Annotated in this window: 23 protein-coding genes, 1 tRNA gene and 1 pseudogene; 6 read left to right on the forward strand and 19 right to left on the reverse strand. The window is 65.4% G+C overall.

Annotation, left to right across the window (positions count from 1 at the left end):
- Positions 1-94: 94 nt before the first annotated feature.
- The 13 genes from AC1Z3W_RS30550 to AC1Z3W_RS30610 form a co-directional block, all read right to left on the reverse strand.
- A complete protein-coding gene (locus AC1Z3W_RS30550; RefSeq protein WP_483509226.1) occupies positions 95-1,717 on the reverse strand; it encodes an ABC transporter ATP-binding protein in 1,623 nt (540 codons plus the stop codon).
- Entirely contained in the window at positions 1,714-2,811 is a 1,098-nt protein-coding gene (locus tag AC1Z3W_RS30555) for an ABC transporter permease (protein ID WP_483509227.1), read from the reverse strand. Before AC1Z3W_RS30555 ends, AC1Z3W_RS30550 begins: the two co-directional genes overlap by 4 nt.
- A gap of 48 nt (positions 2,812-2,859) precedes the next feature.
- Complete coding sequence (locus AC1Z3W_RS30560; protein ID WP_057929751.1) at positions 2,860-3,903, reverse strand: microcin C ABC transporter permease YejB; 1,044 nt, start codon at positions 3,901-3,903, stop codon at positions 2,860-2,862.
- Positions 3,904-3,955: 52 nt separating this feature from the next.
- Positions 3,956-5,839, reverse strand: a complete 1,884-nt coding sequence (locus tag AC1Z3W_RS30565; protein ID WP_483509228.1) for an extracellular solute-binding protein — start codon at positions 5,837-5,839, stop codon at positions 3,956-3,958.
- Positions 5,840-6,042: 203 nt separating this feature from the next.
- Positions 6,043-6,405: a hypothetical protein gene (locus AC1Z3W_RS30570; protein ID WP_057929785.1), complete on the reverse strand. Its 363-nt coding sequence runs from the start codon at positions 6,403-6,405 to the stop codon at positions 6,043-6,045.
- A gap of 349 nt (positions 6,406-6,754) precedes the next feature.
- Entirely contained in the window at positions 6,755-7,087 is a 333-nt protein-coding gene (cyoD, locus tag AC1Z3W_RS30575) for a cytochrome o ubiquinol oxidase subunit IV (protein ID WP_006759069.1), read from the reverse strand.
- The gene (gene cyoC / locus AC1Z3W_RS30580; protein ID WP_006759068.1) at positions 7,088-7,696 is read right to left on the reverse strand and encodes a cytochrome o ubiquinol oxidase subunit III; all 609 of its coding nucleotides are present in this window, start codon (positions 7,694-7,696) and stop codon (positions 7,088-7,090) included.
- The gene (cyoB, locus tag AC1Z3W_RS30585) at positions 7,696-9,702 is read right to left on the reverse strand and encodes a cytochrome o ubiquinol oxidase subunit I (RefSeq protein ID WP_057925187.1); all 2,007 of its coding nucleotides are present in this window, start codon (positions 9,700-9,702) and stop codon (positions 7,696-7,698) included. Before cyoB ends, cyoC begins: the two co-directional genes overlap by 1 nt.
- A 3-nt stretch (positions 9,703-9,705) precedes the next feature.
- On the reverse strand, positions 9,706-10,593 hold the full coding sequence (gene cyoA / locus AC1Z3W_RS30590; RefSeq protein WP_124834642.1) for a ubiquinol oxidase subunit II: 888 nt from the start codon (positions 10,591-10,593) through the stop codon (positions 9,706-9,708).
- 301 nt (positions 10,594-10,894) lie between these two features.
- The gene (locus tag AC1Z3W_RS30595) at positions 10,895-12,424 is read right to left on the reverse strand and encodes a complex I subunit 4 family protein (RefSeq protein WP_057925189.1); all 1,530 of its coding nucleotides are present in this window, start codon (positions 12,422-12,424) and stop codon (positions 10,895-10,897) included.
- Between the two features lie 395 nt (positions 12,425-12,819).
- On the reverse strand, positions 12,820-13,305 hold the full coding sequence (locus tag AC1Z3W_RS30600) for a hypothetical protein (protein ID WP_242431778.1): 486 nt from the start codon (positions 13,303-13,305) through the stop codon (positions 12,820-12,822).
- 332 nt (positions 13,306-13,637) lie between these two features.
- Positions 13,638-13,731: transfer RNA gene (locus AC1Z3W_RS30605), tRNA-Ser, on the reverse strand.
- Between the two features lie 110 nt (positions 13,732-13,841).
- Positions 13,842-15,092 (reverse strand): aspartate kinase, encoded by a 1,251-nt coding sequence (locus AC1Z3W_RS30610; RefSeq protein ID WP_483509229.1) that lies wholly within the window; start codon positions 15,090-15,092, stop codon positions 13,842-13,844.
- On the opposite strand from AC1Z3W_RS30610, the pseudogene AC1Z3W_RS30615 reads away from it, so the two are divergent.
- Positions 15,075-15,312 (forward strand): annotated as a pseudogene (locus AC1Z3W_RS30615) (hypothetical protein); the annotation flags it as partial. The gene AC1Z3W_RS30610 and the pseudogene AC1Z3W_RS30615 sit on opposite strands and share 18 nt — an antisense overlap.
- A gap of 122 nt (positions 15,313-15,434) precedes the next feature.
- Here AC1Z3W_RS30615 and tilS read toward each other — a convergent pair.
- From tilS to cysS, 4 genes are all read right to left on the reverse strand, one after another.
- Complete coding sequence (gene tilS, locus AC1Z3W_RS30620; RefSeq protein ID WP_057925191.1) at positions 15,435-16,856, reverse strand: tRNA lysidine(34) synthetase TilS; 1,422 nt, start codon at positions 16,854-16,856, stop codon at positions 15,435-15,437.
- Positions 16,857-16,899: 43 nt separating this feature from the next.
- Positions 16,900-17,871, reverse strand: a complete 972-nt coding sequence (locus AC1Z3W_RS30625; RefSeq protein ID WP_006478433.1) for an acetyl-CoA carboxylase carboxyltransferase subunit alpha — start codon at positions 17,869-17,871, stop codon at positions 16,900-16,902.
- A 99-nt stretch (positions 17,872-17,970) separates the two neighbouring features.
- Entirely contained in the window at positions 17,971-18,834 is an 864-nt protein-coding gene (locus AC1Z3W_RS30630) for a DNA-3-methyladenine glycosylase family protein (protein WP_057925192.1), read from the reverse strand.
- Positions 18,835-18,877: 43 nt separating this feature from the next.
- Positions 18,878-20,275 carry a cysteine--tRNA ligase gene (cysS, locus tag AC1Z3W_RS30635; protein ID WP_057925193.1) on the reverse strand — a complete coding sequence of 466 codons (1,398 nt, stop codon included), beginning with the start codon at positions 20,273-20,275 and terminating at the stop codon, positions 18,878-18,880.
- Positions 20,276-20,509: 234 nt separating this feature from the next.
- On the opposite strand from cysS, the gene AC1Z3W_RS30640 reads away from it, so the two are divergent.
- The 4 genes from AC1Z3W_RS30640 to AC1Z3W_RS30655 all read left to right on the forward strand — a co-directional run bounded on the left by AC1Z3W_RS30640 (position 20,510) and on the right by AC1Z3W_RS30655 (position 23,259).
- The gene (locus AC1Z3W_RS30640; protein WP_057925194.1) at positions 20,510-21,232 is read left to right on the forward strand and encodes a tetratricopeptide repeat protein; all 723 of its coding nucleotides are present in this window, start codon (positions 20,510-20,512) and stop codon (positions 21,230-21,232) included.
- A gap of 43 nt (positions 21,233-21,275) precedes the next feature.
- Positions 21,276-21,851 carry a peptidylprolyl isomerase gene (locus tag AC1Z3W_RS30645; RefSeq protein WP_034188904.1) on the forward strand — a complete coding sequence of 192 codons (576 nt, stop codon included), beginning with the start codon at positions 21,276-21,278 and terminating at the stop codon, positions 21,849-21,851.
- Between the two features lie 89 nt (positions 21,852-21,940).
- Positions 21,941-22,432: a peptidylprolyl isomerase gene (locus AC1Z3W_RS30650; protein WP_006751616.1), complete on the forward strand. Its 492-nt coding sequence runs from the start codon at positions 21,941-21,943 to the stop codon at positions 22,430-22,432.
- A gap of 26 nt (positions 22,433-22,458) precedes the next feature.
- Complete coding sequence (locus AC1Z3W_RS30655) at positions 22,459-23,259, forward strand: UDP-2,3-diacylglucosamine diphosphatase (protein WP_124834646.1); 801 nt, start codon at positions 22,459-22,461, stop codon at positions 23,257-23,259.
- Between the two features lie 19 nt (positions 23,260-23,278).
- Here the strand turns inward: AC1Z3W_RS30655 and cysE are convergent, their stop codons facing one another.
- Together cysE and AC1Z3W_RS30665 are read right to left on the reverse strand one after the other, a co-directional pair.
- Positions 23,279-24,052 (reverse strand): serine O-acetyltransferase, encoded by a 774-nt coding sequence (gene cysE / locus AC1Z3W_RS30660; RefSeq protein ID WP_006751614.1) that lies wholly within the window; start codon positions 24,050-24,052, stop codon positions 23,279-23,281.
- 288 nt (positions 24,053-24,340) lie between these two features.
- Positions 24,341-25,162, reverse strand: coding sequence for an RNA methyltransferase (locus AC1Z3W_RS30665; protein WP_124834647.1), 822 nt, complete (start codon positions 25,160-25,162; stop codon positions 24,341-24,343).
- Positions 25,163-25,442: 280 nt separating this feature from the next.
- Between AC1Z3W_RS30665 and AC1Z3W_RS30670 the strand changes: the two genes are divergently transcribed.
- Positions 25,443-26,246, forward strand: a complete 804-nt coding sequence (locus AC1Z3W_RS30670; protein WP_057925197.1) for an inositol monophosphatase family protein — start codon at positions 25,443-25,445, stop codon at positions 26,244-26,246.
- The last annotated feature ends 40 nt before the right edge of the window (positions 26,247-26,286 follow it).

Consider the following 26,286-nt stretch of genomic DNA (forward strand, 5'->3'; position numbering starts at 1 on the left):
GGCGGAAAATTTCGGTCGATACTAGCCAGCGCGTAATCGTTTGTCAAAACAAATTGAAAAATACAATCGAGATAGTCAGACCATTGAACGCCTATCACGCTTTCCAGACCGCTTTCAACAGCTTTTGTGTGTAAGGATGTGACGGCTTCGTGAAGATATCGGACACGTCGCCGGACTCGACGATCGCCCCGCCCTGCATCACCGCGACGCGGTGCGCCATCGCGCCGATCACCTCCAGGTCGTGGCTGATGAATACATAGCCGAGGTTGTATTTCTGTTGCAAATTCGCGAGCAGTTTGAGCACCTGCTGCTGGATCGACACGTCGAGCGCGGACGTCGGTTCGTCGAGGATCAGGATGCGCGGCTCCAGCACGAGCGCGCGCGCGATCGCGATCCGCTGGCGCTGGCCACCCGAGAATTCGTGCGGATAGCGATGCAGCACCGTGCGATCGAGGCCGACTTCGCGCAACACGGCCAGCGACTTTGCGCGGCGCGCGTCCGGCGTCAGTTCCGGGCGATGCAGCTCGAGCCCCTCGCCGACGATCCGCTCGATCGTGTGGCGCGGTGACAGCGAACTGAACGGATCCTGAAAGACGACCTGCATGTTCGAGCGCAGCGCCGTCTGTTCGCGGCCGCGATAGGTCGACAGCGCGCGCCCCTGGAATTCGATTTCGCCGTGCGCCGTCTTCTGCAGCCCGAGTAGCGCCATCGCGAGCGTCGACTTCCCCGAGCCGGATTCACCGACGATCCCGAGCGTCTCGCCCTGCCGCACCGACACGGACACGTCCGCGACCGCCGTCACCGGCATCGTGCCGAACCACCCGGCGAAGCCCGGCCGCTTGCGCGAGAACTGCACGCTGACGTGGCGCGCATCGAGCACGACGGGCGCGATCGGCATCACCGGCACGACCGCCCGCTGCGGCCGGCTGTTCAGCAGCCGCTGCGTATACGGATGCTCCGGCTCCGCGAAGATCCGCTCGACCGGCCCGCTTTCGACCAGCTTGCCACGCTCCATCACCGCCACCCGCTCGGCGAAGTGCCGCACGAGGTTCAGGTCGTGCGTGATCAGCAGGATCGCCATCCCGCGCTTTTCCGCCTCCTCGCGCTGCAGTTCGAGCAGCAGGTCGACGATCTGCGCGCGGATCGTCACGTCGAGCGCGGTGGTCGGCTCGTCCGCGAGCAGCAGGCGCGGCCGGCATACGAGCGCCATCGCGATCATCGCGCGCTGCCGCTGGCCGCCCGACAATTGGTGCGGGTAGCTGTCGACGCGCTTCTCCGGCTCCGCGATGCCCGTGCGCGCGAGCAACGCGATCGCGCGCTTGCGCGCCTCGCTGGCGCCCACGCCGTCGTGCAGCACGATCGTCTCGCCGATCTGCGCGCCGATCGTATACAGCGGGTTGAGCGCCGTCATCGGCTCCTGGAAGATCATCGCGATGTCCGAGCCGCGCAGCCCGCGCATCTCGCGCTCGCTCTTGCCGGCGAGGTCGTGCCCGGCAAAGCGGATCGTGCCGCTCACGTCTGCATCGCGGAGCAGCCGCAGGATCGACAGCGCGGTCACGCTCTTGCCCGACCCCGACTCGCCCACGAGCGCGACGCGCTCGCCGCGGCCGATCGCGAGCGTCACGTCGTCGACGGCCACCGTGTCGCCGAAGCGCACGTGCAGATGCTCGAGCGACAGCAGCGGTTCGCCCGCGTTCGATACGACCGTGTCGCTCATCGCTGGCCTCCCGCCGCGCGCACCGAGTCGGCGATCCGCGTGTCGAGCGCGTTGCGCAGCGCGTCGCCCATGAAGGTCAGCAGCAGCAGCGTCGCGACCAGCACGCCGAACGTCGACAGCGAGATCCACCACGCGTCGAGGTTGCCCTTGCCCTGCGCGAGCAGTTCGCCGAGGCTCGGCGTCGGCGGCGGCACGCCGAGCCCGAGGAAGTCGAGGCTCGTGAGTGCGAGGATCGCGCCGCTCATCCGGAATGGCAGGAACGTGATCACGGGCGTCAGGCTGTTCGGCAGCACGTGGCGCCAGATGATCTGCCAGTTCGTGAGCCCCATCGCGCGGGCCGCGCGCACGTAGTCCTGCGTGCGGTTGCGCAGGAACTCGGCGCGCACGTAGTCGGCAAGGCCGATCCAGCCGAACAGCGACAGCAGCACGATCAGCAGCAGGAAGCTCGGCTCGAAGATCGACGCGAAGATGATCAGCAGATACAGCTCGGGCAACGAACTCCAGATCTCGATCAGCCGCTGCCCGACGATGTCGATGCGCCCGCCGAAGAAGCCCTGCACCGCGCCGGCGGCGATCCCGAGCAGCGTGCCGATCACGGTCAGGATCAATCCGAACTCGACCGACACGCGGAACCCGTACACGAGCCGTGCGAGCAGGTCGCGCCCCTGCGCATCGGTGCCGAGCCAGTTCGCGCGCGACGGCGGCGCCGGGTTCGGCACGCTCGAGAAGTAGTTCAGCGTGTCGTAGTAATAGCGGTTCGGCGGATAGACGACGAAGTTGCCCGGCGCCTCGAGCCGCTTGCGCACGTATGGGTCGAGATAGTCGGCCGGCGTCGGGAAATCGCCGCCGAAGGTCGTCTCCGGGTACGCATGGAACATCGGGAAATAGTAGTGGTCGTCATAGCGCACGACGAGCGGCTTGTCGTTCGACCACAGCGGCGCCGCGAGGCTCGCGGCGAACGCGACGACGAAGATCACGAAGCTCCAGTAGCCCAGGCACTGCTGACGAAAGCGCTGCCAGACGCGGCGCGCGGGCGACGGCGACACGCGCGCACGCGCAGCGTCGATGCGGGACGACACGACGGCCCGGTTCATCGCGCACCTCGCCCGATCACGCCAGGCATGCGGATGGATCGTTTCATGTCAGCGCTCCAGGTTGTCGAATTGAATGCGCGGGTCGACCCACACGTAGCAGAGGTCGGAGATCAGCTTGGTCGCGAGCCCGATCAGCGTGAACAGGTACAGCGTGCCGAGCACGACCGGGTAGTCGCGCCGCACGACCGACTCGTACGACAGCAGCCCGAGGCCGTCGAGCGAGAACAGCGTCTCGATCAGCAGGCTGCCGGTGAAGAACGCGCCGATAAACGCGGCCGGAAAGCCCACGATCAGCGGCAGCATCGCGTTGCGGAACACGTGCTTCCACAGCACCGTGCGCTCGGCGAGCCCTTTCGCGCGCGCGGTCAGCACGTACTGTTTGCGGATCTCGTCGAGGAACGCGTTTTTCGTGAGCATCGTGACGACCGCGAAGCTGCCGACGACCGACGCCGTGATCGGCAGCGCGATGTGCCATAGATAGTCGAGCACCTTGCCGATTGACGACAGCTGCGAGAAGTTGTCCGACGTGAGCCCGCGCAGCGGGAACAGCTGCCAGAACGAGCCGCCGCCGAACAGCACAAGCAGCAGCACGCCGAGCACGAAACCCGGAATCGCATAGCCGACCAGCACGACGAGGCTCGTCGCGACGTCGAACGGCGAGCCGTTGCGCACGGCTTTCGCGATGCCGAGCGGCACGGAGATCAGATAGGTGACGAAGAACGTCCACAGCCCGATGCTGATCGACACCGGCAGCTTCTGCACGATCAGCGACCACACGCTCTGGTGGCGGAAGTAGCTGTCGCCGAGATCGAAGCGCGCGAAGCGCTTCAGCATCAGCCAGTACCGCTCGAGCGGCGGCTTGTCGAAGCCGTACAGCGCCTTGAGCTGCGCGAGCTGCTGCGCGTCGACGCCCGTATGCGCGCGCATCCCGAACGGCGCCGCGCCCTGCTCCGTCGCACCCTTGCGCAGTTCCTGCACGGCCTGTTCGACCGGGCCGCCCGGCACGAACTGGATCACGACGAACGTGAGCGTAAGCACGCCGACGAGCGTCGGGATCATCAGCAGCAGGCGTTTGAGGATGTAGCTCCACATAGGGCGGCGACTCGCGATCGATAGGCTGGGTTGAACGAAGGGCCGGCAGGCTTCAGTGATCGGGCTTGGCCCACCAGGTCGACACGACCCAGCCCTCGGCCGAATAGTACAGCGGCAGCGTCTGCGGATAGCCGAGCGTGCGCTTGTAGGCGATCCGGTGCGTCGTGCTGTACCACTGCGGGACCGCGTAATAGCCGTGCATCAGCACGCGGTCGAGCGCATGCGTCGCGTCGAGCAGGTCGTCGCGCGTCTGCGCGGCGCCGAGCGCATGCAGCAGCGCGTCGACGGCCGGCGACTTCAGGCCGATTATGTTATCGGAGCCCGGCTCGTCGGCGAACCTGCTGGCGTAGCGCGAGAACTGCTCGGCGCCCGGCACCTGCACGCCCGGCAGGCGGACCGTCGTCATGTCGTAGTCGAACGCGTCGAGCCGCTTTTGCAGCAGCGCGTAATCGGCCGTGCGAAAGCGCGCGTCGATGCCGAGCTTCGCGAGGTTGCGCTGGTAGGCGGTCACAATGCCCTCCATCGCCGCGCCCGAATCGTCGAGGATCTCGAACGTGAACGGCTCGCCCTGCGCATTGCGCAGCGCGCCGTCGCGGTAGGTCCAGCCGGCCTGCGCGAGCAGCGCGCGCGCCTTCAGCAGGTTCGTGCGCAGCGACCCCGGCGGGTTCGTGCTCGGTTGCGTGACCATGGGGCCGAACACGGCCGGGTCGAGCTGCCCGCGCAACGGTTCCAGCAGCTTCAGCTCGCCCGGGCCCGGCATACCGGTCGCCTGCAGGTCGGTGTCGGCGAAATAGCTGTCGAGGCGCGTGTACGCGCCATAGAACAGCTGGCGGTTCAGCCATTCGAAGTCGAACGCGAGATCGAGCGCCTGGCGCACGCGCACGTCGCGAAACAGCGGCCGGCGCAGGTTCATGAAGAAACCCTGCATGCCTGCGCCGTTGTGCTGGCGGAATTCGCGCTTGACGAGCTCGCCGCTGTCGAAGCGCTTGCCGACGTCGCGCCGCGTCCAGTTGCGCGCAATGTATTCGACCAGCACGTCGTACTCGCCGGCCTTGAACGCCTCGAGCCGCGCGACGCCGTCGCCGTACAGCTTGTAGACGATCCGCTCGAAGTTGTTGGTGCCGACCCGTACCGGCAGGTCGGCACCCCAGTAAGCGGGATTGCGCCGGTACGTGATGGTGCGGCCGTTGTCGTAGCGCTCGATCAGGTACGGGCCGCTGCCGATGGGCTGCTCGAACGCGAGCTGGTCGAACGGAATCCGCGTACCGTCCGCGCGCAGCCCCCACTTGCGCGAGAACACCGGCACGCCGCCGGCGATCAGCGGCAGCTCGCGGTTCGCGCTGCGGAATTCGAACCGCACGGTCGCGCGGTCGATCACGACAGCCTTCGCGATTTCGGCGAAATACGCGCCGAACTGCGGCGCGGCCTGCTTGCTCTTCAGCGTGTCGAACGAAAACCTGACGTCGTCGGCCGTGACCGGGTCGCCATTCGAGAAGCGCGCGCGCGGGTTCAGGTGGAACGTGACCGAGCGGCGGTCCGGCGCGATCTCGATGTCGTCGGCGAGCAGCCCGTAGGCGGACGCCGGTTCGTCCGAGCTACCGGTCGCGAGGCTCTCGAACAGCATGTCGATGCCCGGCGCGGAATTGCCGCGCATCGTGAACGGATTGAACTTGTCGAACGACGTGAGCCGGTTCGGGTTCGCGAGCACGAGCGTGCCGCCCTTCGGGGCGTCCGGGTTCACGTAGTCGAAATGCTTGAAGCCCGGCTGATATTTCGGCTCGCCGTACTGCGCGATCGCATAGGCCGCATGCGCGGCCGTCGCGGCCAGTACCGCCTGTATTGCCCATACTGCCGCCGTGCGGCCGGCGGCCCGTACCGCATGCGCGGCGGCGAAACGGATGCGCGCGGCGGCGGCCCGGGGCGAACCCTTCGTCATAGAGGCCCTGTCGGTCGATTGAGGGATGGAACGTAGGTCGATTCTACCCATTCAATTCGACACCGAGCCAGCTTGCGGCCCGTTCGTGCGTGACCTTGCCGCGCCGCGACGTCCGCACGCAGCCTGCGCAAGCAAAAGAAAACCGCCACGCAGGCGGTTTTCTTGCTCCTGTTGCGCACGCGTCACGCATGCGCAATCTGTCATCAGCGCCAGCCGTTGTGGCGGCCGTTATCCCAGTGACCGTGGCCATGCTCGCCGCCCCAGCCACGACCGTGATGGCGATACCACTCGTCGCGGCCCCAGTAGCGGCGGCCGTCCCAGTAGCGATCGCCGTGCCAGCCGATCACGATCGCCGGTGCCGGCGCGTAGACGGGCGCCGGGGCATATACAGGCGCCGGCTGGTAGACGACCGGCGGAGGCGGCGGCGCATACACGGGCGCGGGTGCGACGTAGACTGGAGCCGGCACGCCGACGTTGATCCCGACATTGACTCCCGCCATTGCTGCGCCCGACACGAGCAAGGCCGTCATACCGGTCAAGAGCGAGGCAACACGCAAAGTCTTCATGGATTCCTCTTCGAGTTGTTTCATGTGTGATTCGACTATAACGGCAAGCGCCGTCTACGCATATTTCAAGTTTGTAAGAACTGATGCGCGGCATCGCAACCGGAAGCGCCCGCTAACGTCTTGTAACAATTGACGGGCCGACCCGCACGCGGCACGCCTTCTTCGCCCCGCCCGGCGGGCCTTCGCGCCCGGCACGCGGCGGCGCACCCGCGCGCCGAATCATACTGCGTTCCGGCTCGCGTTCGAGCTGCCGGCAACGTCGAGGCGCTTGGCCGGGTGTCGAGGACGAAAAAAAAGCGGCACTCGCGTGCCGCTTCTTCATGGCCAGCGCGCTGCGCCGAGATGTCGCTCAGCGCGACATCATGTTCATGCTGACGTTGTGCATCACCCACAGCGTGCCGACGATCAGGATCGCCGCGGTCAACACGGTGTAGCTGAACGCCATCACGTTCCAGCGTTGGCCGGACGAACCGTTCATGTGCAGGAAGTACACGAGGTGCACGACGATCTGCACGAATGCAAGCGCAGCCAGCGCGATCAGCGATGCGTGCGGCGACAGCACGCCGCCCATCACGAGGCCGAACGACGCGGCTGTGAGCAGCACCGACAGGATGAAACCGGCGACATAGCCGCCGACGCTGCCGTGCCCTTCTTCGAGTTGAGACGAATGCGAATGGGCCATTTAGATCACGCTCGCGAGATAGACAAAGGAAAACACGCAGATCCACACGATGTCGAGGAAGTGCCAGAAGAGGCTCAGGCACGTCAGGCGCCGCAGGTCGCGATCGGTCAGGTCGCCGCCACGCAGCACGATCTGTCCGGCCAGCACGATCATCCACAGAAGGCCTGCCGTCACGTGCAGCCCGTGCGTGCCGACCAGCGTGAAGAACGCCGACAGGAACGCGCTGCGCTGCGGGCCCGCGCCTTCCGCGATCAGGTGCGAGAACTCGCGCAGTTCCATCGCAAGGAACGCCGCGCCGAGCACGAACGTCACCGCGAGCCATGCGAGCAGCGCGCCACGCCGCTGCTTGTACGCGGCCAGCATCGCGAAGCCGTAGGTGATGCTCGACAACAGCAGCGCGGCGGTTTCCACCGCGACGCCCGGAATGTCGAACAGGTCCTTCGCGGTCGGACCGCCCGCGTACTGGTTGCCGAGCACGGCGAACGTCGCGAACAGCGCCGCGAAAATTACGCAGTCGGTCATCAGGTACAGCCAGAAGCCGAACACCGAGTGCGACGGCGGATGGTCGTCGTGCTCGAGCAGGGTTGCGCTCAAGGTTTTCTGCAACATCAGTTGGCCTCCAGTTCCACGTCGTCGACACGCGTGGCCACGCGCACCGCCGGTTGCTTCTCTTCGATCTTGCGCACTTTCGACGCCGGGATGTAGTAGCCGTCGTTGTCACGCGAGCTGTAAACCACGAGCGTCGCGACGATGCCGACCAGGCCGCCGATCGCCATCCACCAGATGTGCCACACCAGCGCGAAGCCGAGCACCAGGCTGAAGATCGCGATCACGAGGCCCGCACACGTATTCGACGGCATGTGGATGTCGCGGATCGTCGCCGGGTTCGGCCGTCCGTCGCCGCGTGCCTTCATGTCGGCGTACGCGTCCAGCGTGCGCACTTGCGGAATCACCGCGAAGTTGTAGTCGGCCGGCGGCGACGAGGTCGCCCATTCCAGCGTGCGGCCGCCCCACGGATCGCCCGTGGTGTCGCGGTACTCGGGCAGGTTGCGGTTGCGGATGCTGACGACCAGTTGCAGCAGCTGGCAGGCAATGCCGATCGCGATCAGCACGGCGCCGAACGCGGCGACCAGCAGCCACGGATGCCACGCCGGGTTGTCGTAGTGGTTCAGGCGACGCGTCATGCCCATGAAGCCGAGCACGTAGAGCGGCACGAACGCGACGTAGAAGCCGACCTGCCAGAACCAGAACGCAGCCTTGCCGAGCTTCTCGTTCAGCTTGAAGCCGAATGCCTTCGGGAACCAATAGTTGAAGCCCGCGAGATAGCCGAACAGCACGCCGCCGATGATCACGTTGTGGAAGTGCGCGATCAGGAACAGGCTGTTGTGCAGCACGAAGTCCGCGCCCGGGATCGCCATCATCACGCCGGTCATGCCGCCGAGCGTGAACGTGACCATGAAGCCGATCGTCCACAGCACGGGCGTCGTGAATTCGATCCGGCCGCGGTACATCGTAAACAGCCAGTTGAACACCTTCACGCCGGTCGGGATCGCGATGATCATCGTCATGATGCCGAAGAACGCATTCACGTTCGCACCGGAACCCATCGTGAAGAAGTGATGCAGCCACACGAGGAACGACAGCACCATGATCGCGCAGGTCGCGTACACCATCGTCTTGTAGCCGAACAGCGGCTTCTTCGAGAACGTCGCGATGACTTCCGAGAAGATGCCGAACGCCGGCAGGATCAGGATGTACACCTCCGGATGGCCCCACGCCCAGATCAGGTTCAGGTACAGCATCGCGTTGCCGCCGGCTTCGTTCGTGAAGAAGTGCATGCCGAGATAGCGGTCGAGGCCGAGCAGCGCGAGCGTCGCGGTCAGGATCGGGAACGACGCCATGATCAGCACGTTCGTGCAAAGGGCCGTCCACGTGAACACCGGCATCTTCATCAGCGTCATGCCGGGCGCGCGCATCTTGATGATCGTCACGAAGAAGTTCACGCCGGTCAGCAGCGTGCCGACGCCCGAGATCTGCAGCGCCCACAGGTAGTAGTCGACCCCTACCCCCGGACTGAACTGCAGCTCCGACAGCGGCGGATAGGCGAGCCAGCCCGTCTGTGCGAACTCGCCGATCACGAGCGACACGTTGATCAGGATCGCGCTGACCGCCGTCATCCAGAAGGAGAGCGAGTTGATGAACGGGAACGCGACGTCGCGCGCGCCGATCTGTAGCGGCACGACCAGGTTCATCAGGCCGACCATGAACACCATCGCCATGAAGAAGATCATGATCACGCCGTGCGCGGTGAAGATCTGGTCATAGTGGTGCGGCGGCAGGTAGCCGGGCGCGTTGTACGCGAGCGCGAGCTGCATGCGCATCATGATCGCGTCGGCAAAACCGCGCAGCAGCATGATCAGCGCGACGATGATGTACATCACGCCGAGTTTCTTGTGGTCGACTGTCGTCAACCATTCCGTCCACAGCCACTTCCAGCGGCCGGTGATCGTCAGCGCGGCGAGGATGCCCAGCACGACCAGGCCCATGAAGGCGCCGGCCACCATGATGATGGGCTGATCGAACGGGATCGCCGATAGTGTGAGTTTGCCGAACATGCGTTACCCCTTCGTGCCGCAGGCGGCGTCCTTCAGGTCGAGGACGTGGCCATCGTTGTATTTCGCGATGATGTTGTGGAAGAGCCGCGGATCGACCGACGAGAAGTAGCGCACGGGCGCCTTCTCGCTCGGCTGCGCGACGGTGCCGTACACGGTCGCGTCGAGTCGCTCGGGCGAGGCCTTCACCTTCTGCACCCATGCGTCGAACTGCTCGCGCGGCTCGGCGAGCGTGCGGAACTTCATGTCGGAGAAGCCGCGGCCGCTGAAGTTGGCGGACGTGCCCGCGTAGTCGCCGGCTTCGTCGGCGATCAGGTGCAGGCGTGTCTGCATGCCTGCCATCGCGTAGACCTGGCCGCCGAGCTGCGGAATGAAGAACGAGTTCATCACCGAATCCGACGTGATGCGGAAGTTCACCGGCGTGCCGACCGGAATCGCGAGCTGGTTCACCGACGCGATGCCGAGTTCCGGATAGATGAACAGCCACTTCCAGTCGAGCGCGACGACCTCGACGTCGATCGGCTTCACCGCCGACTCGAGCGGCTTGTACGGATCGAGCTCGTGCGTGGTCTTCCACGTGAGCACGCCGAGGAACAGGATGATCAGCGTCGGCACCGTCCAGATCACGACCTCGATCGCGGTCGAGTGCGACCAGTTTGGCGCGTAGGCGGCGTTGCGGTTCGATGCGCGGTAGCGCCACGCGAACCACAGCGTGAGCAGGATCACCGGCACGACGACGATCAGCATCGCCCATGTCGAGGTTGCGATCAGCGCCTTTTCGGCGGCGCCGACGCTTCCTTTCGGATTTAGTACATCTAAATTACAACCTGACAGACTCAGCGCCGCGCCGATCGACATCAGCGCCGTCCAGCCTTTTGAAGCTCTTCTTTTCATCACACAGCCCGAGGGTCATTGAATCCGTTGCGTATGCCCGATGCGCATTCGATCCACGAAAGTGGCCGAATCATACGTCGCGCGGGCGCGATGAAAAACCGGCGGATGCGGCAAATCATCATTGCAAAATCTGCTGTGAGACAGATTGTCGCGGGGGGCGATTTCACGCAGCCGGAAGCCGGCCGCGAGCCGACCGGACACCGGCAGAAAGCCGGGGGACACCGCCCGCGCCGCCCCGATGGATGTGCGTAGAACGGCCGCATCGTCGCGCGATGCGGCCGTTCTACGCGATGTCATGCGATCAGCCGCGCGCCGATGCCATGTACGCCGGCTGCGTCGGCGCGACGCCGTCACCGGCCGGCAGCTTCGAATGGCTCGCGTCGTCGATCAACCGTGCGACGGTCGGATCGATCGCATCGGTAAACGGCTTCGGATCGACGCCGACCATCAGCACGATCAGCGCGAGCGACGCGAACATCACGATCTCGCGACGGCTCAGGTCGGCGAGCTTCGCGATGCGCGGGCTCGCGATCTTGCCGAACACGACGCGCTTGACCATCCACAACGTGTACGACGCGCTGAGGATCAGCGTCAGCGCCGCGATTGCCCCGATCCAGAAGTTGACGCGAATCGCGCCCATGATGACCATGAACTCGCCGACGAAGCCGGACGTGCCCGGCAGGCCGACGTTGGCCATCGCGAACAGGAGCGCGAACGTCGCAAAGCGCGGCATCACGCCCGCCACGCCGCCGTACGCGGCGATCTCGCGCTGCTTCGTGCGATCGACCAGCACGCTCACGCAGAGCAGCATCGCACCCGCGACGAAGCCGTACGACACGAGTTGCACGATCGCGCCTTCGACGCCGATCTGATTGAACAGGAACAGCCCGAGCGTGACGATCCCCATGTGCGCGACCGTCGAATACGCGAGCAGCTTGCCGAGGTCGGTCTGCGCGAGCGCGATCAGGCTCGCGTAGACGATCGCGAACAGCGACAGCGCGATGACGGCCGGCGCGAAGAAGTGGCTCGCGTCCGGCGTGATCGGCAGCGCGAAGCGCAGGAAGCCGTAACCGCCGAGCTTGAGCATCGCGAGCATCAGCGCGGCGCCCGTCGGACCGTCCGTATAGACGTCGCGCAGCCACGTGTGAACCGGCCACATCGGCACCTTGACCGCGAACGCGGCGAAGAAACCGAGAAACACCAGCAACTGCGGCGCGAAGCCGAGCTGCAGCGTGCGCCATGCGTTCATGTCGAACGTATGCGACTTCGCGAACAGGTACAGCATCGCCATCAACAGCAGCAGCGAGCCCGCGAACGAGATGAAGAAGAATTTCACGGCTGCGTAGACGCGATGCTCCCTGCCCCACGTGCCGATCAGCAGGTACAGCGGAATCAGCGTCGCCTCGAAGAAGATGAAGAACAACAGCCCGTCCTGCGCGACGAACACGCCGACCATCAGCCCCGACAGAATCAGGAACGACGCGTAGTACTGCGCGATGCGCACCGTGACCGACTCCCACGAAGCGATCACGACGACGAGCGTCGTGAAAGCGGTCAGCACGACGAGCCACAGCGACGCGCCGTCGATCCCGACGCGCCAGCCGGCGTTGAAGGCCGCCAGCCAGTCGCGCGTTTCGGCGAACTGCATTGCGGCCGAGTGCGAATCGAATCCGGCGACGAGCGGCACGACCGCCGCCAGCCCCGCCAGTGCGCCGACGAGCGCGATCAGTCTCGTGCGATGCGGATGACGGTCGGAGCCGGCGCGCAGCAGGCACGCGCCGAACAGGATCGGAACCCAGATCGCTAGGCTCAGGAAAGGGAAATCATGCATGTCAACAGGCCTTGAGAGAGTCGCGCACTGCATCGGGAACAGGCGTGACGAAGGGAACGAAATCAAATCGACAGATAGATTTCGTGAATCGTCAATGTTGGCAAAATGTAAAGCGGAATCAGGGCAAAACTTGATGCCGCTCAAGCGCAATCGGGTTAACCAGCATAAGGCGATTGATTATTTTTTGCATCGCAACAGAGCCTCGTTTCGCTGCATACCGATAGACATCTGATTTCTATGAGTAATTTTTTGTATTACGAAGCGACGTCGATCGCTCGAATCGGTGCGATGCCGCATTTTTTCCAAAAAATCGATGCTTCGATGCGCAAGAACAGAATGTGGGGATCGATGAATGAAAGCGATTCGATCCTTACATACAACCTTTCGTTTTCATTTCAATGAATGCCGATTGCCGCGATTGGCAACACGGGCCGCAGCGTATTCAGCTGACGCTGATGGCTCAACCTGTCCCACACGCGCATCGTCACCGCACGATAGTGGCTGTGTTGCGCGGGGAATTTTGGCCCGGTTCGCATTGACGCCGGCAGGCAGGAACGCGGGGCGGGCGCGATACGCGTGGTACGCATAGCCGTGTCGCGTGCAGTAGCGAACAAAGTTCTCTTCGTGAACATCGCCGTAACCGCCAATGTGCGACGTGTGCAAGCTCCCGAACGCGATGCCTGCGCGCGGGGTTCAGGTGCCAGGTGCCGCGCGGGCTCGCACGTTCGTTGCTGCGCGGCCCGCCAGCCGTCCATCGCCCGCGGCTGCTCGCCCTGCCAAACGCGCGCCGCATCGTCGACGAGTGCGAGCAGCAATACGCCCGGCTCCATCGCGACGAGCTGCGCGTTGATCGCGTTGATCGCGTGGGTCTTGTGAATCACCTGCTGGCGCCCGCCGTACACGTGCGTGCCGTCGACGATCGCGTGCCGGTAGCCGCAGCCCCGCGCATAACGCTCGTGATTGTCGACGAACCCGTCGACAGGTCGATACGAAAGGATGGTCCGTACGGAATGCATGCCCGCCGGAACTCCAACGTGAGCCGCGCGGGAGGATACGCCTATTTAGCGCATGCTCGTCGCTCGCGTTGAGCATTGATTGGCTGTCCGGACGAAGCGTGGCACCGAGGGCAAGCCAGGAAAGGAAGCGAGGAAAAGAACCGAAAAAAGAAAAAGCCCCGCAAGTCCGAGAACTTGCGGGGCTTTGTCACCGCTTTTGGCGGAGACGGAGGGATTCGAACCCTCGATCCAGGTTTTGGCCCAGATGCTCCCTTAGCAGGGGAGTGCCTTCGACCTCTCGGCCACGTCTCCCAAACTTTCGCTCGCACCAGGGAGGCAGTGCGACGAGAACGAAATAATATAGGGTTTCGAACCGCCCGTCAATTTCCGTGATGCATTTTCTTCAATGCATCACAAAAAATTCACGCCTGGTCGAGTTCGAATGCCTTGTGCAGCGCGCGGACGGCCAACTCCATATATTTCTCGTCAATCAGCACCGAAATCTTGATTTCGGACGTCGAGATCATCTGGATGTTGATGCCCTCTTCCGACAGCGTGCGGAACATCTTGCTCGCGACGCCCACGTGCGAACGCATGCCGACGCCGACGACCGACACCTTCGACACCTTCGGGTCGCCCTGCACGCGCTCGGCGCTCACATGGCCCTGCACCTGGTTGGTGAGGATGTCCATCGCCTTCTGGTAATCGCCGCGACCGACCGTGAACGTGAAGTCGGTCTTGCCTTCGACGCTCTGGTTCTGGATGATCATGTCGACGTCGACGTTCGCGTCGGCGACCGGGCCGAGGATCTGATACGCGATACCCGGCTTGTCGGGCACGCCCATCACCGCAATGCGTGCTTCGTCGCGCTGGAACGCGATGCCGGAAATGACTGCCTTTTCCATGGTCTCGTCTTCTTCAAAAGTAATCAGGGTGCCCGAGCGCATTTCTTCGTCGAGCGCAATCAGCGGATCGGTCAGGCTCGACAGCACACGCGTCTTCACCTGGTATTTGCCGGCGAATTCGACCGAGCGGATCTGCAGGACCTTCGAGCCGAGGCTGGCCATTTCCAGCATTTCCTCGAACGTCACGCGGTCGAGGCGTCGCGCCTCTTCGACCACGCGCGGGTCGGTCGTGTAGACGCCGTCGACGTCCGTGTAGATCAGGCACTCTTCGGCATCCAGCGCGGCCGCGACCGCCACCGCCGACGTGTCCGAGCCGCCACGGCCCAGCGTCGTGATGTGGCCGTCCGGATCAACGCCCTGGAAGCCCGTGATGATCACGACCTTGCCTGCGTTCAGATCGGCCTTCACGCGCTCGTCGTCGATCGAGTGGATACGCGCCTTCGTGAACGCGCTGTCCGTCTTGATCGGCACTTGCCAGCCGGCATAACTCACGGCTTCGACACCGATTTCCTGCAGCGCGATCGACAGCAGGCCGACGCTGACCTGCTCGCCGGTCGACGCGATCATGTCGAGCTCACGCGGGCTCGGCTGGCTCGAAATCTCTTTCGCGAGACCGAGCAGACGGTTGGTTTCGCCGGACATCGCGGACGGCACGACCACCATCTGGTGCCCGGCCTGATGCCATTTTGCGACGCGTTTCGCGACGTTCTTGATGCGCTCGACCGAGCCCATCGAAGTGCCGCCGTATTTGTGTACGATGAGTGCCATTGTCGTTCTGAACTGGAGGAGAAACCGCACGGGCGCGCTGGGCAGGCCGCGTTGCCGTTCGGTCACGCGGCTTGTGGCTGTGGACGGACGACGAGGGGGACGGCTGGGACGCAACACGCAAGCGTGACGGATTTTGCCCGGAAGGCCGATCAGGCCGCGCAAACCGGGTACGTCACGCGGAAAACCTGCACAAAACGCTCAAAAATCGAGCCGAGCAAACGACCGAGCGTACCCGATAGAGGCCCGCTTGACAAGCCGCTCGCCGGTTTGGCGAGCGTTCCGGCGCCGTTTACCAAATGGTGAAAACCGGCGCGCGATCATCTCGCCGGAAGGGGGCCGCCGCTACGCGATCAACAGGTCGGGACGCCATTCGATCCGGCGCCATCCGCCGTCGCCGGATAGCCCGTCGCCGGAAAGCCCGTCGCCATGATTCACGCCGAGCCGCGGCACGTACACGAGCCGGTCGCCCGCGAACAGCAGCGGCACGTCGCGCTGCCAGGCCGGCACGCCACGCTCCTGAAACAGATTCTTCAGCGTGCGCCCCGGCCCGCCGGGCGACGTACGCAGCCGCTCGCCGCCCGCACGAGCCCGCGTGGCGAGCGGCGCGCCGCGCAGCAGCGCCTCCGGCACCGCCCCGTCGCTTCCTGCCTCGGCCGGCGCGAACACGAACGTGCCGCGCCACGCCGGCACATGCCAGACTTCCTGTCCGTCCCACACAAGTGAAGACTCATGATGCGGCGTTCCGGTACCGTCGTCGGCCGGCTCGGCGCTGTCGCCCGCCTCCCAGTACACGGTATCGCGATAGAGCCGCAGGCATTGTCCCGCGTGATCGACCCGCAGCGCGTGCGCGTCGTGCGCAGCACGCAGTTGCCGCATCATGTTCGCGAGCCGGCCTGCCGACGCGCCGGGCAAGCCGAGCCGGCGCATCCAGAACCGCAGCAGGTTCGCGCCGCGCGTGTCGTCGAATGCGACCAGCGCATCGCGCGACAGCGCGCGGCCGTCGTCGCGCGCGGCACCGGCGAAATCCAGTTCGGCCAGATCGTCGAGCAGCCGCTGCGCGGCGGCCGCATGCTGGGCCGCACGGCCCAGCGCATCGCGAAAGCCGGGGAAATGCACGGCGAGCGGCGGCAGCACGTCGATGCGCAATGCATTGCGCGCATAGCGCGTGTCGCCGTTCGATTCGTCGTCGATCCACGCGAGCTCGTGCTGCACCGCATAGCGTTCCAGTTGCGCACGCAACAAGCGCAGCAGCGGACGCACGCGCTCGACGCTCGCGCCGTCAGGGCGATAGCGCGGCGCCATCGCGGCCAGACCCGCGATTCCTGCACCGCGCAACAACTGCAGCAGCACGGTCTCGGCCTGGTCGTCCGCATGCTGTGCGACCCAGAGCGCCGCCACGCCGTGGCGCTCGCACATCGCATCGAGCGCCGCATATCGGCGCTCGCGCGCGGTCGCCTCAATGCCGAGGCCGCTGTCGCGCGGCACGTCGACACGCTCCGATTCGAACGCGACGCCGAGTCGCTCTGCCGTCGCGCGCGCGTGCGCGACCCATGCGTCGGCGTTCGCGCTCAAGCCGTGATGCACATGCAGCGCGACGCAGCGCGCCGCGCCCGCGACGCGCACGGCCGCGTCGAGCAGCACCGTCGAGTCGAGGCCGCCGCTGTATGCGATCGCGATGCGCGCATCCGCCGGCAGATCGGCAAGCGCAACGCCGACCGCATCGAGTACGACGCGGTCGGCGGAGAATTCGGTCGGGGGGATCACGAGACGGACACGCGCCGGACGGCGCGCGATGTGAACACGCCGGTCATGCGCCGGGCGTGGTTTCCTTGAACTTGCCGTAGGCCATCAGGCGCTCGAAGCGGCGCTCGCGCAGCGCATCGATGCTCATGCCCTGGAACTGGCGCAGCGAATCGGCGAGCGCGCGGCGCAGCAATGCGGCCATGCCCTTCGGATCGCGGTGCGCGCCGCCAAGCGGCTCGTTGATGATCTTGTCGATCAGGCCGAGCGCCTTCAGGCGATGGGCGGTCAGGCCCAGGGCTTCCGCGGCCTCGGGCGCCTTCGCGGCGCTCTTCCACAGAATCGACGCACAGCCTTCCGGCGAAATCACCGAGTAGGTCGAGAACTGCAGCATCATCACGGTGTCGGCCACGGCGATCGCGAGCGCGCCGCCCGAACCGCCTTCGCCGATCACGGTCGTGATGATCGGCGTCTTCAGTTCGGCCATCACGTACAGGTTGCGGCCGATCGCTTCCGACTGCCCGCGCTCTTCCGCGCCGATGCCCGGGTATGCGCCCGGCGTATCGACGAACGTGAAGATCGGCAGCCCGAACTTCTCGGCGAGACGCATCAGGCGCTCGGCCTTGCGATAGCCTTCCGGGCGCGGCATCCCGAAGTTGCGCGCCGCGCGCTCTTTCGTGTCGCGGCCCTTCTGGTGGCCGATCACCATGCACGGATGGCCGCCGAAGCGCGCGAGACCGCCGACGATCGACAGGTCGTCCGCAAATGCGCGGTCGCCATGCAGTTCGTGAAAATCGGTGAACAGTTCCGCAACGTAATCGAGCGTGTACGGACGCTGCGGATGCCGCGCGATCTGCGAGACCTGCCACGGCGACAGGTTCGCGTAGAGGTCCTTCGTCAGTTGCTGGCTTTTCTTCGACAGCCGCTCGATTTCTTCCGAAATATCGACAGCCGAGTCGTCCTGCACGAATCGCAGCTCTTCGATCTTGGCCTCGAGTTCGGCGATCGGCTGTTCGAAATCCAGAAACGTGGTCTTCATGTGTTCGAATCCTTGGGTCTTGCGGCAGCGCGTATTCTACCCGCGCGGGCGATGTGCAAGATCGGCTATCAACTATTGATGTTTAAAACCCGATAGCCATCAATCGGCGTCAGGCGCGTCGAGGCTGCGCCACATGTACCAGGTCGCAACGGTACGCCACGGTTCCCAGTTGGCAGCCACTTCGCGCGCTTCGCTGCGCGTGACGGGCTCTCCGCTGAAGTAATTGACGCTGATCGCGCGGATCAGGCCCGGATCGTCGAGCGGCAGCACGTCCGGCCGCGACAGGTTGAAGATCAGGAACATCTCGGCCGTCCAGCGACTGATGCCGCGGATCTGCGTGAGTTCCGCGATCACGTCCTCATCGTGCATCGACGTCCATTTGTCGACGTGCAGCGCGCCGGACACGAAGTGTTGCGCGAGATCGAGAATGTATTCCGTCTTGCGCTTCGACAGTCCGCACGCGATCAGCTTGTCCGCGCCGAGCCGGATGACCGGCTGCGGTGCGAGTTTCGGACACGCATCTTCGATGCGCGCCCACAGCGCTTGCGCGGACGGCACCGAGATCTGCTGACCGACGACCGAACGCGCGAGCGTGACGAACGGGTCACCGCGCTTCACGAGATGCGCGGGGCCGAACTTCGGAATCAGCTTCTTCAGGATGCGGTCGCGCTTGACGAGATCGGCGCACGCTTTATCCCAGTATGCGGGACGCACGACGCCACCGGCGCCGTCGGCTGCCGCATCGGACGTACGCACCTTGCGGGCCGCGTCGACGGCCGCCATCGCGACCTCCGGCTGCGCCGCTTCCGCGCCCTTCGCGCGCGCGGGCTTCGCATGACCGTTGAGCGCGCCGTTCGGCGCGGCGCGCGTCGCGTCCGCCTTCGCCGCTGGCGCGCGCTTGGCTGCCGGACGCACGGCGACCGGAGTCGCACGCCCGACCGGCGCTTTTCTGGCCGTTGCCATCTTGCCTCCTACCTGACGGATCGGTCAGTGGAACGCACCGCGCTCATACGCGACGCCATTCGGTCGATCCGCCCGGTTTGTCTTCAAGTGCGATGCCGGCGTCGAGCAGCTCCGCCCGAATCCGGTCCGCTTCGGCATAGTTCTTCGCTTGCTTCGCCGCGACGCGCGCGGCGATCTTCGCTTCGATTTCGTCGGCTGCGAGCCCGCCTGCCTGCGCGGCACCAGTGCCCTGCTGCAGGAACGTGCGCGGTTCGCGGCCGAGCAGGCCCAGCAGGCCCGCCAACTGCTTCAGTTGCCGCGCGAGCGACGCATCGCGCGTGCGATTGACCTCGCCGGCCAGCTCGAACAGCGTCGCCACCGCGACCGGCGTGTTGATGTCGTCGTTCATCGCGGCCGCGAAACGCTGCGCATGCGGCTCGTTCCAGTCGAGCGCGAGCGTGTCGGGCTCGACATCCTTCAGCGCCGTGTACAAGCGCGTGAGCGACGCGCGCGCATCGTCGAGATGCACGTCGCTGTAGTTGAGCGGCGACCGGTAATGCGTGCGCACGATGAAGAAGCGCATGACCTCGGCGTCGTACCGCTCGAGCACTTCGCGGATCGTGAAGAAGTTGCCGAGCGATTTCGACATCTTCTCGTTGTCGACCTGCACGAAGCCGTTGTGCATCCAGTAATTGACGAACGTCTGGCCGGTCGCGCCTTCGCTCTGCGCGATCTCGTTCTCGTGGTGCGGGAATTGCAGGTCCTGCCCGCCGCCGTGGATGTCGAAATGCTCGCCGAGCAGCGTGCAGCCCATCGCGGAGCACTCGATGTGCCAGCCCGGCCGGCCCATCCCGTACTTCGATGTCCACGACGCGCCTTCCGGATCTTCCGCCTTCGCGCGTTTCCACAGCACGAAATCGAGCGGATCTTCCTTCGCGTCATTCGCGGCGACGCGCTCGCCCGCGCGCAGGTCGTCGAGCGACTTGCCCGACAGCTTCCCGTAGTTCGCGAACTTGCGTACCGAATAATTGACGTCGCCGTCGGTCGCCTGGTACGCGTAGCCGTTCGTCTCGAGCTTCTCGATCATCCCGAGCATCTGCGCAATGAACTGCGTCGCGCGCGGCTCGATGTCGGGCCGCTGGATGCCAAGCGCGGCTTCATCCTCGTGCATCGCGCCGATGAACCGGTCGGTCAGCGACTTGATCGTCTCGCCGTTCTCGACCGCACGGCGGATGATCTTGTCGTCGATGTCGGTGATGTTGCGCACGTACGTGACCCGATAGCCGATCGCACGCAGCCAGCGCTGGACGAGATCGAACACGACCAGCATGCGCGCGTGGCCCACGTGACAATAGTCGTAGACGGTGATCCCGCATACGTACATCCGCACTTCGCCGGACTGGCGCGGCACGAAAACTTGCTTGTCACGCGCGAGCGTGTTGTAGATGCGCAGTGATTCCATAGAGATGAACCGTGAGCCGAAGGAAACCGCCCTGGCGAAGCTCGCCCTGCATGCGAAACGGACGGACCACCTGCCGCGGCACGACGCCGGGCGTCCTCGATATCACATGGGGCGGTCAGGCTGCAAGCACAGCGGTGACGGCCACGAGAGGCAAAGAAAGACTGTCTGCCGCTCGCCGGAACGCGCAGACGTTTTGTTAGAATGGCTCGGAGTATAACATTCCGATTTACGCCTATGAAACCTCATCGCGGCCGCGCGCCGAGCGCTGCGACCCTCGTTGCGACCGCCGTCATGGGCGTCGCGCTGACGCTTTTCGCGGCCCCCGCGGCACATGCGCAAAAGGCCCCGGCCACCGCCGACGGCACGCCCGAAATCGACGCGTCGATCGCCGGCAAGCAGTGGAAGCAGGCGCTCGCGCAACTCGACGCGCGCATCGCGGCGAATCCGCACGACGTACAGGCGCAGTTCAAGCGCGGCACCGTGCTCGCCCGCCTGAACCGCGACGATGACGCGATCCAGCAGTTCGTCGCGATCACGCAGGCCTTCCCCGAACTGCCCGAACCGTACAACAACCTCGCGGCGCTCTACGCGAAGCACGGCCGCTACGACGAAGCGCGCAGCGCGCTCGTCACCGCGACGCAATCGAACCCGAGCTACTCGCTCGCGTACGAGAACCTCGGCGACCTCTACCTGCGCCTCGCAGCCGAATCGTACAAGCGCGCGCAATCGCTCGGCCGCACGAGCGGCGCGACCGCGCAGCGCCTCGCCGACCTGCAGAAGATCGTGTCGCCGCCGAAGGCCGCAGCCAACGCGCGCGCCGTCACGCCGGCCACGCGCGCATACACCGATCGCGCCGCCGCGAACGTGAGCACCACCACGCTGCCGATGTCGCCGACGTTCCAGTTCAACGGTCCGTCGGGTGCGCTGACGGCGCCGTACGTCGCGCCGTCGCAGTAAGCGAGCGGCGCAATCTCCCTTCCCTCCCAACCTGAGGATCGCAATGAAACGTCTGTTGCTGGCGCTTGGCGGCGCCGCCCTTCTCGCGACCGCGCCTGCTTTCGCGCAATCGGCTACCGCGCATCCCGTCGTGCAGCTGAAGACCTCGCAGGGCGACATCCGCGTCGAGCTCTACCCGGAGAAGGCACCGAAGTCCGTCGCCAACTTCCTCGATTACGTGAAGGCCGGCCAGTACAACGGCACGATCTTCCATCGCGTGATCAAGGGCTTCATGATCCAGGGCGGCGGCTACAAGACCAACTTCGAGGAGAAGCCGACCCGCGCGCCGATCCCGCTGGAAAGCCGCAATGGTCTGAAGAACCTGACGGGCACGATCGCGATGGCGCGTACCAGCGATCCGAACTCGGCCACCGCGCAGTTCTTCATCAATACGGTCGACAACAGCGGCCTCGACTACCCGAACCCGGACGGCAACGGCTATGCGGTGTTCGGCAAGGTCGTGTCGGGCCTCGACGTCGTGAAGAAGATCGAAGGCGTGGCAACGACCTCGCGCGGCCCGATGCAGGACGTGCCGGCCCAGCCGGTCGTGATCGAATCGGCCAGCATCGTCTCGAAATAAGCACCTGCCGGCACGTCCGGCGACACACGCGGCCGCGTCGCACGACCGGCCGCGCGTCCATTTAAACCGCCTTACCGAAGGAATTCATCATGGTTGAACTGCACACGAACCACGGCGTGATCAAGCTCGAGCTGGACGCCGCGAAGGCACCGAAGACGGTCGAGAACTTCCTCAACTACGTGAAGAAGGGCCACTATGACGGCACGGTGTTCCACCGCGTGATCAACGGCTTCATGATTCAGGGCGGTGGCTTCGAGCCGGGCCTGAAGCAGAAGCCGACCGACGCGCCGATCGACAACGAAGCGAACAACGGCCTGAAGAACGACAACTACACGATCGCGATGGCGCGCACGAACGATCCGCATTCGGCGACCGCACAGTTCTTCATCAACGTGAACGACAACGACTTCCTGAACCACTCGTCGCCGACGCCGCAGGGCTGGGGCTACGCGGTGTTCGGCAAGGTCGTCGAAGGCCAGGACGTGGTCGACAAGATCAAGGGCGTCAAGACGGGCAACGCCGGCTTCCACCAGGACGTGCCGGCCGACGACGTCGTGATCGAAAAGGCCGTGGTGGTCTGACGCACGGTTGTTACGGAGGCACTTCGATGTTGCAGGAGAGTCCGCCGCGAAGCGTCTCCGCGGGCGTGCCGGGCGAGCGCGAATATGCGCAAGCCGCACGCCCGTTCCTGTTTCTCTCCGATCTGCACCTGAGCGAGGCGATTCCGAAGACGGTGGCCGCGTTCGAGCATTTCGTGAAATACACGGCCGACAGCGCCGACTCGGTGTTCATCCTCGGCGACCTGTTCGAATACTGGATCGGCGACGACGTGCTCGACGACGATCCGTTCGCGGCACGCATGGCCGCGCTGATGCATACGTTCTCGGAGCGAGGCATCGCGCTCTACGTGATGCACGGCAACCGCGATTTCCTGCTTGGCCGGCGCTTCATGAAGGCGGCCGGCGCGATGCTGTTGCCCGATCCGGCGCTGATCATGGCGTTCGGCCAGCGGATCGTGCTCGCCCATGGCGATGCGCAATGCACGGCCGATCGCGGCTATCAGATATTCCGCCGGTTTGCGCGCAATCGCGTCGCGCAGTGGCTGTTTCTCGCCTGGCCGTTCCGCTGGCGCCGCGCCCTCGCGCAGCGGATGCGCTCGAACAGCGAAGCGGGCCGGATGCGCCCGGTTTCGGCGATCTACGACGTCACGCGCGAAGGCGTGGCCGCGCTGTTCAGGAAGAGCCGCGCCAGCGTGATCATTCACGGCCACACGCATCGCCCCGCGCGCCACCTCGAACCGGGCGGGATTCGGTGGGTGCTGCCCGACTGGGATCTCGACCACGGCACGCGGCGTGGCGGCTATCTGCGCGTCGACGCCGAAGGCATCCACGCGATGCCGCTCGACTGACGCGATCGGCGCGGCCGGGTTACGACTGGCGCTCGACCGCCTTGCCTTCCAGCACCGCCGACAGCCGGCGCAGGTCGAGACGGGCCGCGTCCGCACCCTGCAACGTTTCCAGATGCGTGCCGAGTTGCTCGAGCGCCGCGACGATCTCGTCGACGCGCCGGCTTTCCTTCGCCGCATGATCGATCAGCCCGTGAATCGCGAGCGACATCGGGTCGTCCGCGTTCGGCGTGATCCCGTACGCGCAGAACGCGGCGCGCTCGGGCTGCGGCTTCGGCTGCGCCGGCATCACGATGCGTGCCGGGTTGCCGACTGCGGTGCCGCCTGCCGGCACCGGCTTCACGACGACCGCGTTCGAACCGATCTTCGCGCCTGCGCCGACCGTGAAACCGCCGAGCACCTTCGCGCCCGCGCCAACGATCACGCCGGCCTCGAGCGTCGGGTGGCGCTTCGCGCCGCGCGTGAGCGACGTGCCGCCGAGCGTCACGCCCTGATAGATCGTGCAGTCGTCGCCGATGATCGCGGTCTCTCCGATCACGACACCCATCCCGTGATCGATGAACACACGCCGGCCGATCGTCGCGCCGGGGTGAATCTCGATCCCCGTCAGGAAACGTCCGGCCTGCGATGCGAAACGTGCAAGCCAGTAGCGTTTCGCACGCCAGCACGCGTGCGCGAAACGATGCAGCACGAGCGCGTGCAGCCCCGGATAACAGGTCAGCACTTCCCAGGCACTGCGAGCGGCGGGATCCCGCTCGCGAATCGTCGCAACGTCTTCGCGCAGTCTAGTAAACATGATCTGGTCTGGGCTGGGGGAAAGGGCCGGCCGTTATCGTGCCGGGTAATTTGCTTATGACGTCCGGCGATTGTAGGGCCACTCGCGCACGCCCGCACAACGTCGCCCGTTCACCCCGCCGGCGGCACGGGTATTCGCGCGGGACGCCTGTTCCCGCTGAGTGACGCAACCTGTCAATGGATTCACGCCGGTCGGGGCGCGGCCATCCAACGGCCGATGCAACGCGGCCGCGCAGGCGAAAACGCAGCAGCCGAACGCCTGAGCGCCGGGCAGCCGGGCACCGACCGCTTATGCGTCACCGTCGGGCGTACCGGACTTCAGCAGGATGTGCTTCGCGATGCCGCGCAAGATATTGACTTCCTCGCGCTCGAGGCCCGTGCGCGCGAACAGGCGCCGCAGACGCGGCATCAGCTTCTTCGGATTGCGCGGATCGAGGAAATCGAGCGCGATCAGCGCGTTCTCGAGGTGTGCGTACATCCGCTCGATCTCGTCGCTCTGCGCAAGCGTGCCGACCTCGGCCTGCGCCAGGTGCGGCTCGCTCCCCTGCTCCAGGAACGCGACACGCAACTCGTACGCGAGCACCTGGATGGCCTGCGCGAGGTTCAACGAGCTGTAGGCCGGATTCGCGGGAATGTGCGCGAGCGCGCTGCACTGCTCGACGTGCTCGTTCGCGAGGCCGGTGCGCTCGTTGCCGAACACGAGCGCGATATCGCCGGTGCCGACCTGCGTGCACGCCTGCTCGGCGGCCGCGCGCGGCGCAAGGCGCGGCGGCCCATATTCGCGCGTGCGTGCGGTCAGCGCGATCGACCAGTGGACGCCGGACAGCGCGTCGCCGAGCGTGGGCACGACATGCGCGGACGCCAGCACGTCGTCGGCGCCGCTCGCCATCGCGATCGCCTCGGGGTCGCTCTGCACGTGCGGCACACGCGGCGCGACCAGCACGAGCCTGGAGAAGCCCATCGTCTTCAGCGCGCGGGCAGCCGCCCCGACATTACCGGGATGGCTCGGCTCGACGAGCACGAAACGGGTGGACGTGAAGCCGCCGGACGGCAGCCGGGACATGACCGCGCCCGGTTCGGACGGCGCGGCGGGGTTCTGCGGAGTTTCCACTACATACGACTCGGTTCATCGGAATGGCAGTATGGTATCGCCATCGCCCCGACAAACCCACTCGTCCGGACGGCCAGTGGGGGTTTCCCCGTATTCCGGGCACCTGAAACTCTCTAAAATCGGGTAAAATCACGTGTTTACGCGTCGCATCCCGTGCGGCGCGGGTCGTACCCCGCTCTTTGTCAATTCGCGTCTCATCCCGCCCGGCACGTTTGCGCCGTTCCAGGCGGCATGTTCCACTTCGTGGCGGCCCCTGCCGCCGGCTACAGGATCCAGGCTCATGCATCCCATGCTCAACATTGCTGTCAAGGCTGCGCGCCGCGCCGGACAGATCATCAACCGTGCGTCCCTCGACCTCGACCTGATCGAGATCCGCAAGAAGCAGCAGAACGACTTCGTCACCGAAGTGGACAAGGCCGCCGAAGAGGCGATCATCGAGACGCTGAAGACCGCCTACCCCGACCACGCGATCCTCGCGGAAGAATCGGGCGAATCAGAGAACGAATCCGAATTCAAGTGGATCATCGATCCGCTTGACGGCACCACCAACTTCATCCACGGCTTCCCGTACTACTGCGTGTCGATCGCGCTCGAGCACAAGGGTATCGTCACGCAGGCCGTCGTCTACGATCCGAACAAGAACGACCTGTTCACGGCCACCCGCGGCCGCGGTGCGTACCTGAACGACCGCCGCATCCGCGTCGGCCGTCGCGACCGCCTCGCGGACGCGCTGGTCGGCACGGGCTTCCCGTTCCGCGAGAAGGACGGCCTCGACGCGTACGCGCGCCTGTTCACCGAAATGACGCAGGCCTGCACGGGCCTGCGCCGTCCGGGCGCGGCCGCGCTCGACCTCGCGAATGTCGCGGCCGGCCGTCTCGACGCGTTCTTCGAGCAAGGCATCAACGTGTGGGACATGGCGGCAGGCAGCCTGCTGATCACCGAAGCCGGCGGCCTCGTCGGCAACTACACGGGCGATGCCGACTTCCTGCATCGCCATGAGATCGTCGCGGCGAACCCGAAGATCTACGCGCAGATGATCCCGATCCTGAACCGCTACAGCCGCGTGCATCCGGCAGCGGAGTAAGTCCGGGCCGCGCCCGCACGGCGCGGCTTTCGCATCCACC

Source organism: Burkholderia sp. 10_S31 (assembly GCF_056930375.1).